This window comes from Ruegeria sp. YTSA219 (assembly GCF_059609985.1).
Genome location: NZ_JBXWMT010000020.1, coordinates 1 through 16,948, shown reverse-complemented (window position 1 = coordinate 16,948; position 16,948 = coordinate 1). Strand labels below are relative to the sequence as shown.

18 protein-coding genes and 1 tRNA gene are annotated in these 16,948 nt (G+C 53.7%); 9 read left to right on the top strand and 10 right to left on the bottom strand.

The features are described from left to right. Nucleotides 1-10 precede the first annotated feature (10 nt). From AC2FFB_RS18915 to AC2FFB_RS18895, 5 genes are all read left to right on the top strand, one after another. The gene (locus tag AC2FFB_RS18915) at nt 11-589 is read left to right on the top strand and encodes a Maf family protein (protein WP_142639008.1); all 579 of its coding nucleotides are present in this window, start codon (nt 11-13) and stop codon (nt 587-589) included. Continuing rightward, nucleotides 586-1,608 (top strand): ribonuclease E/G, encoded by a 1,023-nt coding sequence (locus tag AC2FFB_RS18910; RefSeq protein ID WP_142639006.1) that lies wholly within the window; start codon nt 586-588, stop codon nt 1,606-1,608. Before AC2FFB_RS18915 ends, AC2FFB_RS18910 begins: the two co-directional genes overlap by 4 nt. Beyond that, nucleotides 1,605-1,787: a DNA gyrase inhibitor YacG gene (locus AC2FFB_RS18905; RefSeq protein ID WP_496690127.1), complete on the top strand. Its 183-nt coding sequence runs from the start codon at nt 1,605-1,607 to the stop codon at nt 1,785-1,787. The genes AC2FFB_RS18910 and AC2FFB_RS18905 overlap by 4 nt, the downstream gene beginning before the upstream one ends. A 79-nt stretch (nt 1,788-1,866) precedes the next feature. Continuing rightward, nucleotides 1,867-1,941 (top strand) — tRNA-Phe (locus AC2FFB_RS18900). 271 nt (nt 1,942-2,212) lie between these two features. Further along, entirely contained in the window at nt 2,213-2,350 is a 138-nt protein-coding gene (locus AC2FFB_RS18895; RefSeq protein ID WP_496875301.1) for a hypothetical protein, read from the top strand. Nucleotides 2,351-2,569: 219 nt separating this feature from the next. Here AC2FFB_RS18895 and AC2FFB_RS18890 read toward each other — a convergent pair whose 3' ends face one another. The 3 genes from AC2FFB_RS18890 to AC2FFB_RS18880 all read right to left on the bottom strand — a co-directional run bounded on the left by AC2FFB_RS18890 (nt 2,570) and on the right by AC2FFB_RS18880 (nt 5,667). Further along, nucleotides 2,570-2,866, bottom strand: a complete 297-nt coding sequence (locus AC2FFB_RS18890; RefSeq protein WP_142638999.1) for a hypothetical protein — start codon at nt 2,864-2,866, stop codon at nt 2,570-2,572. Nucleotides 2,867-3,698: 832 nt separating this feature from the next. Beyond that, nucleotides 3,699-5,243, bottom strand: a complete 1,545-nt coding sequence (locus tag AC2FFB_RS18885) for a ShlB/FhaC/HecB family hemolysin secretion/activation protein (protein ID WP_496875300.1) — start codon at nt 5,241-5,243, stop codon at nt 3,699-3,701. Nucleotides 5,244-5,367: 124 nt separating this feature from the next. Then, nucleotides 5,368-5,667: a hypothetical protein gene (locus tag AC2FFB_RS18880; protein WP_281996073.1), complete on the bottom strand. Its 300-nt coding sequence runs from the start codon at nt 5,665-5,667 to the stop codon at nt 5,368-5,370. Between the two features lie 568 nt (nt 5,668-6,235). Between AC2FFB_RS18880 and AC2FFB_RS18875 the strand changes: the two genes are divergently transcribed. Further along, complete coding sequence (locus AC2FFB_RS18875) at nt 6,236-6,751, top strand: DUF805 domain-containing protein (RefSeq protein WP_142638993.1); 516 nt, start codon at nt 6,236-6,238, stop codon at nt 6,749-6,751. A 73-nt stretch (nt 6,752-6,824) separates the two neighbouring features. Further along, nucleotides 6,825-7,595, top strand: a complete 771-nt coding sequence (locus AC2FFB_RS18870; RefSeq protein ID WP_496694461.1) for a hypothetical protein — start codon at nt 6,825-6,827, stop codon at nt 7,593-7,595. 404 nt (nt 7,596-7,999) lie between these two features. On the opposite strand, the gene AC2FFB_RS18865 is transcribed toward AC2FFB_RS18870, so the two are convergent. The 7 genes from AC2FFB_RS18865 to AC2FFB_RS18835 form a co-directional block, all read right to left on the bottom strand. Further along, a complete protein-coding gene (locus tag AC2FFB_RS18865) occupies nt 8,000-8,950 on the bottom strand; it encodes a DMT family transporter (RefSeq protein WP_496875299.1) in 951 nt (316 codons plus the stop codon). 113 nt (nt 8,951-9,063) lie between these two features. After that, a complete protein-coding gene (locus AC2FFB_RS18860; protein WP_496714099.1) occupies nt 9,064-9,822 on the bottom strand; it encodes an alpha/beta fold hydrolase in 759 nt (252 codons plus the stop codon). Nucleotides 9,823-10,100: 278 nt separating this feature from the next. Beyond that, complete coding sequence (locus AC2FFB_RS18855; protein WP_142638985.1) at nt 10,101-10,859, bottom strand: SDR family NAD(P)-dependent oxidoreductase; 759 nt, start codon at nt 10,857-10,859, stop codon at nt 10,101-10,103. 18 nt (nt 10,860-10,877) lie between these two features. Beyond that, nucleotides 10,878-11,699 carry an ABC transporter permease gene (locus tag AC2FFB_RS18850; protein ID WP_496875298.1) on the bottom strand — a complete coding sequence of 274 codons (822 nt, stop codon included), beginning with the start codon at nt 11,697-11,699 and terminating at the stop codon, nt 10,878-10,880. Between the two features lie 7 nt (nt 11,700-11,706). Continuing rightward, complete coding sequence (locus tag AC2FFB_RS18845) at nt 11,707-12,558, bottom strand: ABC transporter permease (RefSeq protein ID WP_142638982.1); 852 nt, start codon at nt 12,556-12,558, stop codon at nt 11,707-11,709. A gap of 38 nt (nt 12,559-12,596) precedes the next feature. Continuing rightward, nucleotides 12,597-13,760: an ABC transporter substrate-binding protein gene (locus AC2FFB_RS18840; protein ID WP_142638980.1), complete on the bottom strand. Its 1,164-nt coding sequence runs from the start codon at nt 13,758-13,760 to the stop codon at nt 12,597-12,599. A gap of 34 nt (nt 13,761-13,794) precedes the next feature. Then, nucleotides 13,795-14,895 (bottom strand): ABC transporter ATP-binding protein, encoded by a 1,101-nt coding sequence (locus AC2FFB_RS18835; protein WP_496875297.1) that lies wholly within the window; start codon nt 14,893-14,895, stop codon nt 13,795-13,797. 165 nt (nt 14,896-15,060) lie between these two features. Between AC2FFB_RS18835 and AC2FFB_RS18830 the strand changes: the two genes are divergently transcribed. Continuing rightward, a complete protein-coding gene (locus tag AC2FFB_RS18830; RefSeq protein WP_496714118.1) occupies nt 15,061-15,816 on the top strand; it encodes a helix-turn-helix transcriptional regulator in 756 nt (251 codons plus the stop codon). A 247-nt stretch (nt 15,817-16,063) separates the two neighbouring features. Then, nucleotides 16,064-16,624 (top strand): primase-helicase family protein, encoded by a 561-nt coding sequence (locus tag AC2FFB_RS18825; RefSeq protein ID WP_496875296.1) that lies wholly within the window; start codon nt 16,064-16,066, stop codon nt 16,622-16,624. Nucleotides 16,625-16,948 lie beyond the last annotated feature (324 nt).

Genomic DNA, 16,948 nt, shown 5'->3' with positions numbered 1-16,948 from the left:
CGCCCGACACATGGCGTTTATTCTCGGATCGGGCAGTCCAAGGCGGCTGGACCTGCTGGCGCAGCTTGGTGTGCAGCCCGACGCCATCCGCGCCCCGGACATTGACGAAACGCCTTTGAAAGGTGAGCTGCCGGTGCCCTACTGCCACCGGATCACACGCGCCAAGGTGCAAGCTGTTCCCGCCGAAAGCGATGATGTCACACTTTGTGCGGACACCACGGTCGCGCTGGGTCGGCGCATCTTGGGAAAGCCTGAAGATGCAGGTCAGGCGGCCGAGTTTCTGCACGCTCTGTCTGGACGGCGGCACCGGGTGATTACCTCGGTTGCAGTTCGGCGCGGAGACCGCATATCGCAACGCGATGTGGTGTCTCAGGTCAAGGTCAAGTGCCTATCGGATGTTGAGATCAATGCCTATCTGGCAACGGGTGACTGGCAAGGCAAAGCCGGTGCATATGCAATCCAGGGGCCTGCAGGGGCGTTCATCCCATGGATTTCCGGCTCATTTACCGGCATCGTGGGACTACCATTATCCGAGACCGCCGCTTTGCTGCAGGGCATCGGCTATCCTTTGTATCGTGAGGCACCATGAAGGGGCGTACCATCGTTTTAGACCACATCAACAACCGCGAGGCAGCGGCGTTGATGGTGGACGGAAAGCTTGACGATTTCCTGATTGCTTCCGAAGCCCCGGCCCCCGGTACCATCTACCGGGCGCGGGCGGATCGCCCGGTCAAGGGGCAGGGCGGGATGTTTCTGGCCACGCCGGACGGCCAGGCCTTTTTGCGACAGGTCAAAGGATTGGCCCCCGGAGAGCTCAAGCTGGTCCAGGTGACCGGTTTTGTCGAACCCGGAAAGGCGCTGCCGGTGACGGATCGCGTGCTGTTTAAAAGCCGCTTTGCGATTGTCACTCCGGATGCACCGGGCCTGAATATATCGCGCAGTATCCGGGATGAGGATGAACGCGACCGCTTGCTGGAAATCGCACATGAGGCCATGGCAGGCAGCGAACACGGGTTGATCCTGCGGTCCTGCTGTCAGGGCGAGAATGCCCAAGAGATTGCCGAGGATATCGGCGTCATGCTGGCTCATGCCGATGCTGTGATGAACGATCCCGGTACCGAGCCTGAGGTTCTGCTCGCAGGTGATGGGCCGCATGTTTTGGCCTGGCGCGACTGGACCGACCCGGCCGAGGTCGTCACCGAGCCCGGCGCCTTTGAGGCGCATGGTGTCTTGGATGCATTGGATCAGGCGGGCGGAATATCAGAACCATTGGCCGGGGGCGGACACATCTATATCCAGCCCACCCGCGCCCTGGTGGCCGTAGATGTAAACACGGGTTCAGACACCTCGATGGCCGCCGGAACCAAGGCCAATTTCGCCTGCGCAAAAGCACTGCCACGTGCATTGCGTGTCCGTGGGTTGGGGGGGCAGATCACGCTCGACCTCGCTCCAATGCCCAAGAAAGACCGGCGCGGTTTCGAAGCCGCTTTGCGATCTGCATTCAAGTCTGATCCGATTGAGACGATTCTGGCAGGATGGACCCCGTTGGGTCACTATGAGTTGCAACGCAAACGCGGCCGGATTTCCCTTGCGGAAGTGCTGAAATGAGCTGCCCGATCTGTCACGAACCAACGGTGTCTCAATTCCGTCCTTTTTGTTCGAAACGCTGTGCAGACATTGATTTGGCCAAGTGGCTGAACGGGTCTTACGCGGTTCCTTCGCAGCGTGAAGAAGACGTTGAACAGGATGTTTCTTCAACTGAAACTGAGATGACGCGCCCACATTGAAAAAATGTAAAAAAGCCTCTGGACACTGCCAGTAGCAAGTCATAGAACGCCTCCACCCAACGGCAGAAGCCGTATCCGTGCCCGGGTAGCTCAGGGGTAGAGCAGTGGATTGAAAATCCTCGTGTCGGTGGTTCGATTCCGCCCCCGGGCACCATTTAGCTAAGATAAATTATTCAATATCAAGGCTTTGATCTGATATCTGCTTTGTGTATCTACCATTACATCCACCAGTGTGTTTTGTATTGCCCGAAGCTGTGTGCCGAGACAACCGCTTGGTGAAAAGTAAGAATACAAAGAACTGATTTAGCAGCGCGGTGGCTTTCGGACAATTTGGCACGATTTCCCGGAAAAAATCAAAGTGACTTCTGAGCCCACAGCATGGCGCGACGCGGCTATTTGTAGAAATATTCCCAGCCGCGATCTTCATGCAAACCGAAGCGGGCATTGAGCAGGTGGCCACTGAGCCGACATTCGCCGCGATTGCAGCAACTGTCGTTGCTAACGGCGGCTTTACGCAGAAAGCTGACTTTGCAAAGTTACCGTTCAAAGTTTCGCTTGCCTAATTTGACCTGCCCAGATGGTCGGAAGCTCTTCGTGGAAGTGCGGCACTTTAGATTGTTGGCCTATTTGAAGTAAATTTGGGTACGGAGCATTTTTGGGCTACATCAGCCAACGTAAACGCCAGGGATTAAAGGCAATACAAAATCCAATTATCCAGATGACAATTGACGAATTATTGGTTGATTAATCTCATTACCCGAGCAAAACCTACCCAGCGAGCTTCAGCGCTGCTTTCGTTTGACCGAGATAATGCATCCGGAATGCTTCGGGTGCCGTGCTGGTACATCACGAGCCATCGCATCCACATTTCCAAGGTGTCGTAGTGCCCCGCTGTTCAGCAACACGCCGCGCCCGGCATCATACCGACGTTGCCCAAATCCGCTGGCAACGCATTCCCAGTTTTCCTTGGCCGCTGCGCTGCGGAACCTCGGCAGGTCGTGCGGGTCATGCCGTCCAGGAGTTGCTGCGACGTGATCGTGTTTCTTAGAATTACGTTGGTGGGTTAAATGGTGGGTCACTTGTGTTGTGCCAGGTTGCTGAACAGTACCGGTTGTCGGCCTCGGCTTTGGGCGCATGATTGTCACGACGCCTTGTGGCTTCGGATGTCCTGGGACGGCCACGTGAGTTGCCGTAGGTTTTGGTGTCAACTGTGGAACCTGGCCAGGAACCGCCGTGGGAACCTGATTGGGGGTTGCGGTTGGGACAAGCGGTGGCGTCGCTGTAGTGCCGCTGGGTTGCGGAACACGGCCTGGCACTGCGACTGGTATTTGGTTGGGTATTGCTGTTGGCACAAGGGGCGGCACAGCCGTCGGGCCAGTAACTTGAGGCGGAACCTGGCCAGGGATAGCTATCGGAACTTGATTGGGAGTTGCAGTCGGAACTTGCGGCGGCACCGCGGTAGGACCGGTAGCCAATGAGGGAACCTGATTTGGAACAGCTGTCGGAACCCGGTTTGGTGTCGCGTTTGGTGTCAAAGGCGGAACTAGGGTCGGCGCTAGGACCGGCGTGGGAACCTGACCTGGAACCGCTATTGGTGTCGCAATAGGAACCTGACCGGGAATTGCGTTCGGGACCGCGCCCGGCGCAAGGACTGGAACAGTAACTGATGTGGGCGTTTGCTGTGTTCCTTTAGGCGGCAACTGATTTGCCACCGGCTGCGTTGGGCCGGTAATTTGATTGCCTGCCCCTTGCCCACCGGCCTGCCCACATCCTTGGCTCGACTGGTGCGGATTCCCTACGCCACGGCACCACCCAAAATGATTTCCCTGCGCGACGACCTGCGTAGCGGCCAGCTCTGCGACCAAACAAGCTGCGGTAAGTAAAACAATGCGGTTCCGTTTCATAACATTCTCACCAACTTGTTGTCAGAGCAAGATACGCGCCAGGATCGCCTGAGTCGGTCAAAGGGCCGTCTCTCAAAGGGACACCGACATATCCGGACAGGAAAAGGTTTTGCTTAAACTCAATGTCCAAACCCAGACCTGTCGATGCCAGTGTAGCATTATCAACTTCAAAACTCGCTGGGTCATTGTTCGAGATGTAACCCACGTCGAAAAAGACAAAAGGCGTTAAGCGATGAATGCTTTGGGAACTTGGAAAGTAGGAGTGAGACACTTCGAAAATCGCGGAAATCCCGGAATCACCGTCTACTTCGTCGAACCGATATCCGCGCAAAGCATAGCGATCACCAAGGAAGTACTCCTCGACCGAGGGCAACCGGTCGGTTGTGAACTGGCCCCAGATCTCGGTGCGCCAAGCTGTGTTGGGTGACAAGTTCGTAAGTGGGCTTTCGTATCCGATGCCGCCCCGCAGATGCCAGAACGAAGAGTCTCCGTCGTCAAAATTTGCGTCTGTCGTGTCATTGTCATTGTCACCAAAAGATAAGGTTAGCCCCGCTTCCAGAGCTTGCCCTTTTGGATAGTTTTGCCCGTAAAGATACGTAAGACCAGCAACGCTCGCGTCACTGGACAATGGAACGCCGCCACTGACTGAGTCCGCTTTTGAAAGGCGATAATCCAGCAGAAAGTATCCATATCGGGCTACATCGCGGATCACGGGGTAACCCATCGCGACGGTGAAGTTCTCGCCGTCAATATCCGTTCTTGCAAAATCCCCCGAGAGGTCACGTTTTGCGTTTATGTTTCCGTAAAAAATCTCACCGTAGAGACCATTGCTGTTCAGCGGCGTGCGATAGGTAACAGCGCCCCACAAAGAGTGTTCGTCGTCTTTGTCCCAATTGTAATTGCCTGATCCCTCAAAGCGCAGTAAATCCCCGACGGTCAGCGTCGAATAAAACTCTTGTACGACATAGAAGCTGAGCGCTTCTCCAAGCTCACGCGGAGGGTTGTCGAGTGTCGCACTCCCGGCTTGTTTGCGCAGAGGCTCTCCCAATACTCTCAGCCTGGCACCTGCCTGATCCGGAGAATCAAGTTCGGTCGACAATTCCAAATCAGGTATGTCCTCGGCCAACATAACCGCCCGCTCAAATTGTTTGAGAGTTATTGGATATGCGGTGGTGAGGGGGCGAAAGATCTTTTCCAAGGTTTGGAACGTGCGCGTATCTACACCTTCAATTTCGATGGTTTGAATACGCCCTTCATCAACAACAATGCTCTGCCCATCGGGGCCAGGCCAGGCCTCAGCCAAAAAATAGCCGTCTTCTCGGTAGATCTGCGTGATCGTTGATGCGACCTCCACCGCTGTGATGCGCCCTGACCGATCAAAGGCCAACTGACCGGCAAAAGTTAGCAGCTCATCTGAATCATACACCGTTACGCCGCTGACAGAGTGCTGTGATGCTATGTCCCAAGTTTGTGCAATGCTGTATTTTGGAACTGAAACAATGGCCACAAAAGTGCAAATGATCGCAATTACAACCGAGTTGGTTACGGACATTTTCTACAACCTTAGCATGATTGAGCATGTTAAAACCCAATCCTATTACGAGGTTTGAATGTCTAAGCTTGCCGTTATTCAAATTTGATCACGACTGGTGCTTTCTAGATACACAGCGAACAGACTACAATGCGCCTTCGTCGCCAAGGAACTCGATACCAGCTGTCGCGCCATCACTGTAGGCAATGCAATTCCACGGAGCGCGATCCTCACCAACGCCTACAGTGACTTGTGTTCCCGCCTCGCTAAACGCGGATGAGAGCACCACGACTTGCGAATTGTTTGTCGTGTTGGCTACATCCCGTAAACATGCCTGCTGAGCGGGCGTGAGGTCGGCGGACGCGCTGGACGTACTCGTGTCGTCGCAGGCTGCAAGCAATGCGAAACATGTCGCGCCTGCGATCATCACCTTCTTGTTAGTCATTTTCTTCTCCCTCTGGTTCCTTTGAAATTTGTGAAATTGGATGCGCATGTTTGAAGCTTTTGCGTCTGTGCAGCCAACAGAACACACCTCGATCCTTTGACTACCTTTCCCAAAAACTTGCCGCGGGGGGCTTGTGGGGCAGAACGACATTGCGTTGACTACCGAGACCGCCAACAACGCGTGATGGCCGAATGACGTCACTGGCAAAAGCTAGAGCGAACTTGGGAGAGAGGACGAGTACGTTAAGTCCGAGCATCGTGTTCTCCCAAGCCAGATTATTGTGAAGTGCCTTCCGACCGCCGGCACTCACTCCAGCAGTCGGAAGGGCCCAGTAGATCGGGCGACAGCGACAACAACGGAGGTAAAAAAAGTTGTGTCGAATTCGTATGTTCGAATATATTTTTTCATAAATCAACATTTTTTCCGCGCGTAAAACTCTTTACGCTCTCGTACGATAGGCTTCTGCTTTCAAACAAAAAGGTAAGTGGGAGTACCCAGAGGGGAGAGTGTGTTCTCCTGAGCGGCGAAATGTTTTGAGACCGCACAGAAACTGAGAAAGGAATGAAAGATGGGATTCGGTGAAGCAGTTAAAACGTGTTTCTCGAAATACTTCCAGTTCTCCGGGCGGGCTATACGCTCAGAATACTGGTGGTTCTTCTTGTTTGTGGTTCTCGTAAGTGCCGTTTTTGCCGGGTTGGATTCGATCCTGTTCGGGACAAACCCCGAAACAGGCCAAGGATCTCGGGTTCTGTCCTCTGTTTTTCAACTGGCCGTTCTCATACCAATGCTAGCCGCCGGTTGGCGGAGACTGCATGATACAGGACGACCTGGTTGGTACTTGCTGCTGCCGATGGCGCTCAGCATTACAACGCTTTTTGTTATGCTGGGTGGGGTGGCGTTCTTTTCGGTATTGGAGCAAGGGACCGAAAACCCCGATGCATTGCGAGGACCCGCGGCAGTCCTAGGCTTGACCGGTATTGTCGTTGTCTCAATTCTGCAATTCGTTCTGTCCATTCTGATGATCTGGTGGCTGACACGACCTTCCCAAGAAGGCGCAAACGAATACGGCGCACCTGCTTCCTGACCTCGCTGTGGGGGCAACAGGTCGGAATCTCTGCTGAATGAAAGTGCAAACCGCAACACCATGGAGAGAGAAAATGAGTTTCAGACCGATTTCCATTGGAACGCTAATGATGGCAATGGCGACCACAGCATCGGCGGAGTGGTCGTTCAGTTCCGGGCCTAATCCCAATGCATTTATTCAGACCGGAAACATGACGCTGGAGCTTCAGTGTAACCGTATTCGCTTTGCTCCAGCTGGATATGAGGACAGCAAGGACATTGCGGAGAAGCAAGGGCTTTCCATTCGTTTTTTGAAGAACGGCACCACCGAGGTTGGGGCATTTCAGGTTGGCGCTGAAAACGCTGTGTTGCAGATCGTTGACAATTATCCCGTCGAGATCAGTTTCAATAGTCAGCAGGACTATGGTTTTGTATTGGACCAGCTTGCGGCCAATGCATCGGTTAATTTGTCGATGATTGATCAAGATGTCAGCTATGGAATCTTCGACTTAAAAGGTTCCAGCGCGGCAATTCGGTCCCTTCGTTCTGAATGTGCTTCGGATGCCAGCCAGGGAGCCTCCTACGAAGCACCCGAAGGCATCGTCTATTGTGGAGGCGGAGCGATAGAACGCGTGATCGAACCCATGATTTTGGAAAACCCGGAGGGGGAGTGGGACGCACGAGTAACGGTCAACGGCGAGTTAATCAGAGCCATGACGGCCTACAGTTACTTCGGAAACTCCGAGCCACCGGCCGGATTTGTCGTCGCCCTGCTTGGGGAAGACAGGTCCGAATTTCTGATTTTTAGCGAAGGCTCGGTAAACTGGCTGGAGTACGGGGACTACAGGTATGATCAGTGCAATTGATGCCACCCTCCAACCAGCTTCCCAAATAGTGCGCCAGTCGAAAGGTTTGGTTTCCGCGATTGTACTTGCTTCGGGCCTTGTTTGGACCTCACCAGCTGTCGCGGCTGATGTTTCGCAACTTCCGCCCGGGTTTGCGGGCCCGTGAGGCAGTATTGTCGAAGTCGATTATTATAAATGGGTTTCTGACCGCTAGAGAGGCCGCTGCGAGACCACTAGAGACCCGCCCACTGGTGCTGAGACGACCGCTGGCGAGTCTCGTTCCGGGGGCTGACGGGGGTCGCTGGTGCTGGCGGGTTGGGGGTGTCCGCTACTCAAAAATAGAGCCGACGCTTGGCCGGGTCAGTTGGTGACGGCGAGGATCGTCACTCCGTAATGTGGTGGTCAATAGTATTCTAGAAAGCGCCTCATTTTGCTTGTTGGGGCTTGCGCCTGACAAAGCGGGAGAAAAGCCGGCCGTCGGTTACAGCAAAGCCAAGGGCAATGATGGCGAACCCGACCCAAGCCTCTGGCTCTATCTTTTCACCCAGGAATGAAACGCCAAGGCCGATAGCGAACGGTGGAATCAGTAAGGTTACCAAAAGAAGGTTGGCAGCACCTGCGCGCGCAAGGATTGCGAAATAGAGAACATAGGCCAGTGCTGTTGATAGTGCGGCCATCCCAAGAAGCGCAGACCATACGCCAGAAGACAGAGCCAAGTTTGGGGGGCCATCCATCACGAGAACAATCGGAATCATAAGCACTGTGCTGCCGATCAGCATACCAAGCGCATTCACCAGCGGTGGTTGGCCCGAAAGAGCAGTCCTGCCCCATACACCGGCAAATGCATAAGAGAGCGTCGCCCCAAGAATAGCCAGCTGTGCCAGATTGCTCGGATTGAACTCGGTCAATGCGCTTGGCCCCATAATGAAGGCCACCCCCAAAATACCCAGTGCAGCACCTGCTATCTTCTTCGGAGTCAAGGGCTCGTCCTTAAGAAGCAAACCCGCCACGACCGCTGCAAACATTGCTGTCGTAGCATTTAGGATTGAAGCCAGCCCGCTGTCGATTTGCGTTTGCCCCCAGAAGATCAGCGAGAACGGAATGGCATTATTGAGCGCCCCCATTACGAGGTAAGCGCCCCATGCCCGAGGGGTGCGTGGAACACTCAGTCCTTTGAAAAAGACGATTAGCGCAAGAATAGGAACCGCCCAAAAAACCCTGTGCAATGTAATTGTAAGTGGTGGCACCTCTGACAGGGCTACCTCACCAAAAAAGAACGACCCGCCCCAAACCGCGGCGAGCAAAAGCAGCATGACGCTGGCTGTAAAATCCATTGCTGGCATGGGTTGGTTTGTCATGTCTTCTGCTTCCGTCACTAACTATTACCTAACGGATTAGCTTACGTGACCGCGACACCGCGACCCGTTTCTTGCGGAAATCCAATACAAAGCCAACTTTCATCTATCCAATTGTGAACGGCTGCGTTCACCTATCGGTGGAGTGCCTCAGCAATCATTTCTGCAAGCCTTTCGGGCTGATCTACGCTCGCCCAGTGAGTGGCGTTTTCGAGAATAATCCGATCCATCTTGTTTTCTTCCAACCACCGGACGGTGCTGTCCGGACAGTTGTCAGGATTGTAGAGATAAATCACATTTGCCGCGCTTTGCAAAAGCTCGCCGGGCACGCAGCCTGTTGAAAAATGCCGTGCGTCGGTGCCGAGTTGCCACAGCGCCAGAGTATAGGCCTTCGATACTTCATTATGATACCGTCGGATGATCGGTGCCGTTTTCGCCATTTCATCAAGCCGCTCAAGAAACGCTGCACGAAACGCAACCGGATCACTGTAGTCCGCGGCAGTTCCAGAAAAATAGGCATCCTCGGCGGTGATATTACCCTCTAGAGAAATAATGGTTGTCAAAGGACAGTCGGCCCTTTTGGCGGCCAGGGAGGCTATGATTGAAGCAACCGAATGAGCGACAATGATCTCAGCTCCGTGCTTGATCGCTTTGTCGGCGACGGTTTGTGCAAGTGCTTCAAGAGTTGTTGCCTTTGCCAGAGGCTGAGCGCCAAATCCCGGAAGATTGATGGGTAGCAAACGATAGCTGTTGGCGAGGTGGGTGTCAGCCAAACCTTCAAACATGCTCGCATTGTCACCAAAGCCTGCAACACAGAGAATGGCGGGTCTTTCATCGTTCACTTGACTGGGTTGTTTGGTCATTTTGGCTTCCAGAGCATCGTATGCAGACATTAACACGGCTCCGCAGTATTCGACAATTTGGGCTCACTCCCTGGTTTCGCCGCCTGAAGCGCGAACTATGGCTCCTGATTTCCCAACGTCCGTGCATTGAACGACATGACACAAGATCAAAGACTTGCCCCGATCCTCCTATGGCCGGTCTCGATCAGCCGATCACAACGGTATTGCCGCGCGAGCAACGGGCCGAGCTGAGCCCAAAGCGGACTGAAATGTGCTCGCAAAAAATGAAGTGCGGCGATAGACATTCTCTTGAGTGGTCCAACCCATCACTAAATGCATTCACCGCCATCGATAACCAAGGCTTGCCCAGTCATAAAAGCGGATTCATCTGAAGCTAGATAGACGATCCCATGGCCAATCTCTTCAACTGTCGCCCACCGGCTCATAGGGATCGCCTGCTCGATGTAGCTTTCCAGTTTGGCACGGCCACCCATCTGCTTCTCGAAGCCTGCATTGAAGGGGGTGTCCACAAATCCTGGACAAAGGGCATTGAAACGGATTGCATGGACAGCGTAATCGGCTGCCATCTGCCGGACCATCGCAACAGCTGCGTGCTTTGTGGTCGCATAGGCGATCATACCCCGGTCGTATTGAACGCCAGAATTGGAAGCAGTGACGATCACGCTGCCTCCACCTTGTGATTTCATATGGGGGACGGCTGCACGCGCGGCAATGAAGTGGGCGCGGACGTTCAATGCCCAAGAAGCATCCATTCCAACCGGTTCCACTTCTTCCAGCGTTCCTTCGATCTGTAACCCAGCATGAGAGTGCAACACGTCAAGCCGACCGAAGTTTTTAACTGCTTCGTCTATGGTTTTGGTAAGGGCATCGTCATCGGTTACATCAAGCTGTAAGGCAGATGCTTGATTTCCCTGTGCAATGATCTCGGCCACAGTGGCGTCAGCAAGTGTTGCATCGCGATCCGTTACCATGACATGCGCACCCTCTTGCGCCATTGCCATTGAACCCGCCCGACCAATTCCTGATCCCGCGCCCGTCACGAGCGCGACTTTACCTGCAAGCCGCATGTCACTTGGCTCCTTTATTTAACTATTCGATTTTGAGGCGCCTCGGCGCAAAAGAAGTTGCGCTGTAACGAGAAGCAAGAGCGACGCGCCCATAACCATAGTGCCTATGGCATTGATCTCGGGCGTTACGCCGCGCCGGATGGATGAGAATATGTAGATTGGCAGGGTTGTTTCTGAGCCAGCTACGAAGAACGCGATGATGAAATCATCAAATGAGAAAGTGAAGCTGAGCAGGAAGCCCGCCAAAATTGCCGGGGCTATCAACGGCAGTGTCACCTGCCGAAAGGTGCCCCAGGGCGTCGCAAAGAGGTCCGCCGAAGCTTCCATGAGCGCGCGGTCCATACCCGATAGCCTTGCATGTACGATGATTATGACCAGCGCCATTGTGAACATGGTGTGCGCAGCGACAAGCGTGGGCATCCCCATGGAAAGTTGCGGGGGATTTGCTCCATCGGGCCATAGGCTGGCAAGAACTGGGTTAAGCCAGCCGAATACGGTAACCAAGGCAATGAGCGTCGCGATACCGATGACGATACCGGGTATCATTATCGCAACATAAATCATCGCGTCGAACAAAGTTCGGAGCCATCCCTTAACCCCTTGTAAAGCCATGGCAGCCATAGTTCCGAGAGTGGATGCGAGGCAAGCAGTTATGAATGCTGCAAGCAGACTGGTCTCGAGCGCGTCCATAACAAATGGGTTGTTGAGCGCTTTGCCATACCATTGGGTCGAGAAACCCATGAACTGGCTTGCGTGTCGTCCGGCATTGAAGCTGAAAAGCGCGATGATGCCGATGGGAATATAGAGAAAAAGGTAGACGCAAATCGCGTATAAGCGCATCGGATCCTCACATCAGCGAGACATCTTCGCGCTGGCCACCCAGACGCGAGATGAATTTCATGTAAATTGAGACAGTGACAAGCATTACGACAACCAGAGTCATTGCGACCGCCGATCCGTACGCCCAGTTTCGAGACTGCAGGAACAGGTCCACCAGCGCATTTCCGACGAAAAAGACCTTTCCGCCACCTAAGATCGCTGGGATCAGAAACTCGCCCATCAGCAAGATGAAGACCAGCATGCAGCCAGTTGCGATACCAGGTACCGACAAAGGAAGTGTCACCTGACGGAACGTACGCCATGGGGTAGAGCCGAGATCAGCCGAGGCTTCCAGAAGGCGTTTATCCAGTTTGTCCAAGCTTACAAAAATTGGGAAAACCATCAAAGGTAGATACCCATAGACAATCCCCACAAGCACGGCGAACGGCGTATTTATCAGGCGGACATCATCGATGCCGATCGACTCCAGTAAAGCGGGCAAGCCACGCCCCCCAAGGATGAAAATCCATGCGTATGACCGGATCAGGATCGATGTCCAGAACGGCACGATCACCAGGATCAACAGCGAAGTTCTCCACTTTGGTGAACAACGCACCGCAAGAAAGTAGGCGAGCGGGTAGGCAATTACCAACGCAGCGATAGTCCCCAGAGGTGCAAGGATCAAAGTGTTCTTAAACGCCGTCCATCGCGCAGGAAGGTTGGCATATTGTTCCAACGTGAACGCTGGAACATAGCCTCCGGCGGCACCCCGTTCGCCAAAGGAAAAGACGAAGACGACCAGCAGAGGAAGGGCAAGCATTACCAAAAGCCATATTCCTGCCGGTGCCAGCAACAGTGCTTTTCTGCCTCGTTCGGTCATATTGTCCTCGTCTTTTCCGATATTGGCGGCCTTGCCGCTTAGGCCGACTTGAAGCGGGCGAGCAACTCGGCACGGTTTGGATCGGTTAGCGTAGCCGCCGCGCCGAACTCGAGCGCACTCAGAAGGTCAGCTGCCGGATAAAGGATCGGATCTTCCAGCAATTCCTTCGGCAGCAACGCATTGGTGCGAGCATCAGCCGATGGATAGCCATGAGCGAGGACTTCTTTCGCATTAACTTCCGGGTTCAGCAGGAAGTCGATCAAGGCATAAGCGGCATCCATATGGGGTGCGCCCTTAGGAATAGCGTAGTAGTCGGACCAGAGTTCACCGCCCTCAGCTCCCAGAACGTAGGCGATTTCAGGCATGTCGACATTCATCTGCTTGCCGTCACCTGTCCAGCACATCGTCATCCAGGCGTCACCGTTACGCATCGGTGGCTGATAGTCCGACGAGATTGCAAACAGATGCGGTTTAGCATCCAGCAACAATTTCTCGGCATCGGCCAGTTCCTTCTCATCGACCGAGTTGAAGGAGTAGCCGAAGTATTTCAGGGCATTACCGATGGTGGTGAGTTGGTAATCATGCACCATTGTCCGACCTGAGTAACCTTCCATAGTAAGGTCCCAGAACTCTTTCCATGTGGTTGGAGTCGGAGCGCCGTCAAGCTTGCTAGTATTCACTGCAAAGCCGGTCGTGCCCCAGTTTTTCGGCACCGCGTAAAGTTGGCCATCGACAGAGCCGGCATCCGAAAAGCGTTGTTCGAATGAACCTGCGTCGTAGTTTGGCAGTTTGGACGTATCGAGCGGGATGATCAGATCTTCGCCCACATACGTAGTGATCGTGTAGTTCGTCGGTACGAAAACGTCCCAACCAGACCCACCTGCCTGCAGTTTTGCCAACATCTCTTCGTTCGAGCCAAAAACATTGACCTGAACATGAGCGCCAGTGGCTTCCGTGAAGGCTTCGAAGTTCATCTCGTCATGGTAGTTCGGCCACGTGGCGAGGATCACTCGGTCGCCAATGTCTCCGGCAGCAAATGCCGGGCGTGGACGCAACCCAGGCATAGCCGTGCCCAGAACGGCCGTTGCCATCCCAAGACCTGTCACGCCCAAAAAATGTCGCCGTGTGACGGAACCCTTTTGGTACCGGCGAAGCTCTTCCATGAACTTTTGCTTGGAAATAGTCCCATTATCCTTGGTCATTGTGAACCTCTCTGTTGTTGGATTGCGGGATTTGTTAATTTTCCAGGATCAGCAGTGCGCCTTCGCCCCATGAAACAAAGGCCTGCTCTCCCGCATTGAACGTCCCCTCGTTCAATTCCGCTTGCCTTGGCACAAGTACGTGGAAATCACCCAGTGCTTCGTTGCGCGCAAGGTATTCTGTGTGCTCCCCAAGGAAGATCCGATTTTGAATGGAAACTGGCAGAGCGATTTCAGCTGCGGGTAGCGCGCGGGTCAGCGTGATCTGTTCAGGACGGATACTGACGCACACTACCTGCCCTACATCGATTGGGATCTCCGGAGTTCCGTGCACCTTTTGGCCACTCGCTAAACGCACAGTGATTTGCTCGGCTGCTGCGTCAGTTACGGTTGCATCAAAGAAATTCGAGGTGCCTACAAATCCTGCCACATAGCGGCTGCGGGGCATGTCATAGAGTTCACGTGGGCTGCCTACCTGCACAATACTGCCGCCTTCCATCACACAAATTCGGTCGGACATTGAAAGCGCTTCTTCTTGGTCGTGCGTGACGAGGACAAAAGTTATTCCTAGTTGTCGTTGCAGGTTCTGCAGTTCAAACTGCATTTCTTTTCGAAGCTTTCGATCCAGAGCAGCCATTGGTTCATCGAGCAGCAAAAGCTTGGGCTCGTTTACGATCGCACGCGCCAAAGCGACGCGTTGCTGCTGACCACCAGACATCTCCCAGATGCGACGTGGGCCAAATCCACCAAGACGAACAGTTTCCAGCGCTTGCTCAACCTTTGTCGCGATTGTTTGTTTGTCTACGCGTGGTCGTTGTTGGCGCAGGCCGTACGCGATGTTGTCGAACACACTCAGGTGAGGAAAAAGAGCGTAGTGCTGAAACACCATGTTGACTGGGCGATGGTGCGCATCCAAGTCGTTGACGACTTCTCCATCGAGCAACACCTGACCTTCGGTTGGCTTCTCGAAACCTGCCAGCATTCTAAGTGCAGTGGTTTTGCCGCAACCAGATGGGCCTAAGAATGACAGGAACTCTCCTTTCCCAATGGAAAGATTCAGGTCTTTGGCAGCGACCACATTCCCGAAGGTCTTGGTCACTCCTCGGAGTTCCGCAATCGTCTGCATGGTGACGCTCATGTCAAAGCTCATATACTGCCGTTTTCCTTTTGCTTGATTTTTTGGCATTTACTGGCATACCACTCAAACAAGGAAAAAGTAACAAAAACTCGGAATAACTGTATATACCACAATTGGGGTATAGGGGTGCTTTTCGAAAATCTGGAGCTGCGTGTGTACGATTGGATGGAGGAGGCCGGCAGGGTCGTGGAGAAGATCGGAACCCCAGAGTTTCCCTGTGTTTTAGCAGATGGCTTACGGCAGGTCGCGCCATTCGATTTTACTGTAGTGTTTGGCCATGTCGGAACCGAAGCACCAATAGACCTTCACGACGATTTCCCCAAAAGCAAACGGCGTATTTTTGTTGAGGACTACCAAGCCGGGCCCTACGTACTTGATCCATTTTTTTTGGCCGCGACAAAACCGATAACACCGGGTCTGTACCGCATGCGCGATATCGCACCGGACAGGTTCTATCAGGGCGAATACTATCGCAGCTATTACAAAAGGACTGGGTTAGCAGAGGAGATTGGCTACTTTATCGATATCCCAAGCGCTGGGATGGTTGTGGTCTCGCTCATGCGAGCAGAGAAGCCTTTTTCCGCCAAGGAAATTCGCCATTTGCACGCTCTATGGCCGCTCGTTCGGGCAGCCTGTTGCAAACATTGGAGTGACTTTCCATCGATGGCCCGCGGCGCCGCAGCGAATGGCGTTAGTCATCGTGTCGATCTAGCATTCCAGGCATTTGGCGATGGCGTTCTGACACCACGAGAACGAGAAGTTGTTGAGTTCACATTGAAGGGCCATTCGGCAGAAGCTGTCGGCACAATTCTCGGCATCTCTCCAGGCACAGTCCGCATCCACAGACGCAACATTTACGCGAAACTTAGGATCAATTCGCAGGGTGAGCTTTTTTCAAAGTTCATTGAAAAGGCACTTTAAAAGGTTCCTTGAACACCCACTTTGTCCGTATTGTCGACCTTGCTACCGTGTGATCCGGAACGCCCCAACTCTACCTGAGGCGGCAACTGATATCGAAAAGGACGTGGCATTACTTGCTCGGCAGATCAGCAAGTGGGTTGTCCGCTATAAAAATCAGTTCTATCTACCTGAACGTCCCTCACATCCTCTGTCGCAGGCGGAGGCCAAACGTATCTGCTTGGGTAGGATGCGGAGCAACTACCCCACGATGGAGTTTACTCCAGGCCATGTGCGAGCGGTGTTTCAGCGGGCTTTCGAAGAAATCCACGATGATCCTAGCCAGAATGTTCGGATATGGAACGGAACTACGAAATGCCGCCCCGACATCAAAGAGCCGATCATACCTGAGGGCGATACAGTTGCTCTCAACGCTTGGAATGAACCGGCCTATCGCGACCTTGCAGTGGCCGACGCTGACACGACTATGTTCGATCGGTTTCTTGAGCGTATCTTCGGCCACGAGGCTGACCGCCGCGTCGTCAAGGATTGGGTTTCGTGGGGTCTTCAGAATGAGGCTGAGAAACTAGCTTGGGCTTTGTTCTTTTACTCCCGATATAAAGGGACAGGTAAATGCACCCTCTGCACCCTCTGCACCCTGATCACCAAGCTGTTCGGGGAAGAAAACTCGATCACGCAAAACAGCGTTGCCAAGCTGACCGGGAAGTTCAACAAGCCGATTCTGGACAGTAAGCTTGTGGTATCAGAGGAACTTCAACTGAAGCCGGATTCAGGTCGCTGGTGGACGGGTGAGAGGTTCGGTTGGTTATGACCGCCGTGATAACCTTGAGGATGAGCGTGACCGGCAGGCGAACGGGGTCGATTGGGATATGCTATAGACCTGTGGCTATGCAGAAACCTCGACTTCGGAATAGCTAACCCGTTCCTCCCGCAACGTGGGAGGGGCACCCCCGCAGAACCCGCTATGATTGTTAACGGGTGGTTCGGGTGGCTGGGGCATAAACGGGGGCATTTCTCGGAGGGTTTAGCCCCAAGAGCCTGTTGTCGTTCTATGATCTGATGAACTGGCTGGGGTGGTAGGAATCCTTGCCGTCCGATGATTGTTATCGGCTTTTTGGCGAAGCCCGAGAAACTG

What these genes read in the sequence shown, in the direction of transcription:
- AC2FFB_RS18915 (WP_142639008.1), top strand. Translation starts at nt 11, where the DNA reads ATGGCGTTTATTCTCGGATCGGGCAGTCCAAGGCGGCTGGACCTGCTG.
- AC2FFB_RS18830 (WP_496714118.1), top strand. Translation starts at nt 15,061, where the DNA reads ATGGAGGAGGCCGGCAGGGTCGTGGAGAAGATCGGAACCCCAGAGTTT.
- AC2FFB_RS18880 (WP_281996073.1), bottom strand. Translation starts at nt 5,667, where the DNA reads ATGACTAACAAGAAGGTGATGATCGCAGGCGCGACATGTTTCGCATTG.
- AC2FFB_RS18910 (WP_142639006.1), top strand. Translation starts at nt 586, where the DNA reads ATGAAGGGGCGTACCATCGTTTTAGACCACATCAACAACCGCGAGGCA.
- AC2FFB_RS18840 (WP_142638980.1), bottom strand. Translation starts at nt 13,760, where the DNA reads ATGACCAAGGATAATGGGACTATTTCCAAGCAAAAGTTCATGGAAGAG.
- AC2FFB_RS18845 (WP_142638982.1), bottom strand. Translation starts at nt 12,558, where the DNA reads ATGACCGAACGAGGCAGAAAAGCACTGTTGCTGGCACCGGCAGGAATA.
- AC2FFB_RS18870 (WP_496694461.1), top strand. Translation starts at nt 6,825, where the DNA reads ATGAGTTTCAGACCGATTTCCATTGGAACGCTAATGATGGCAATGGCG.
- AC2FFB_RS18835 (WP_496875297.1), bottom strand. Translation starts at nt 14,895, where the DNA reads ATGAGCGTCACCATGCAGACGATTGCGGAACTCCGAGGAGTGACCAAG.
- AC2FFB_RS18860 (WP_496714099.1), bottom strand. Translation starts at nt 9,822, where the DNA reads ATGTCTGCATACGATGCTCTGGAAGCCAAAATGACCAAACAACCCAGT.
- AC2FFB_RS18905 (WP_496690127.1), top strand. Translation starts at nt 1,605, where the DNA reads ATGAGCTGCCCGATCTGTCACGAACCAACGGTGTCTCAATTCCGTCCT.
- AC2FFB_RS18855 (WP_142638985.1), bottom strand. Translation starts at nt 10,859, where the DNA reads ATGCGGCTTGCAGGTAAAGTCGCGCTCGTGACGGGCGCGGGATCAGGA.
- AC2FFB_RS18885 (WP_496875300.1), bottom strand. Translation starts at nt 5,243, where the DNA reads ATGTCCGTAACCAACTCGGTTGTAATTGCGATCATTTGCACTTTTGTG.
- AC2FFB_RS18850 (WP_496875298.1), bottom strand. Translation starts at nt 11,699, where the DNA reads ATGCGCTTATACGCGATTTGCGTCTACCTTTTTCTCTATATTCCCATC.
- AC2FFB_RS18875 (WP_142638993.1), top strand. Translation starts at nt 6,236, where the DNA reads ATGGGATTCGGTGAAGCAGTTAAAACGTGTTTCTCGAAATACTTCCAG.
- AC2FFB_RS18895 (WP_496875301.1), top strand. Translation starts at nt 2,213, where the DNA reads ATGCAAACCGAAGCGGGCATTGAGCAGGTGGCCACTGAGCCGACATTC.
- AC2FFB_RS18825 (WP_496875296.1), top strand. Translation starts at nt 16,064, where the DNA reads ATGGAGTTTACTCCAGGCCATGTGCGAGCGGTGTTTCAGCGGGCTTTC.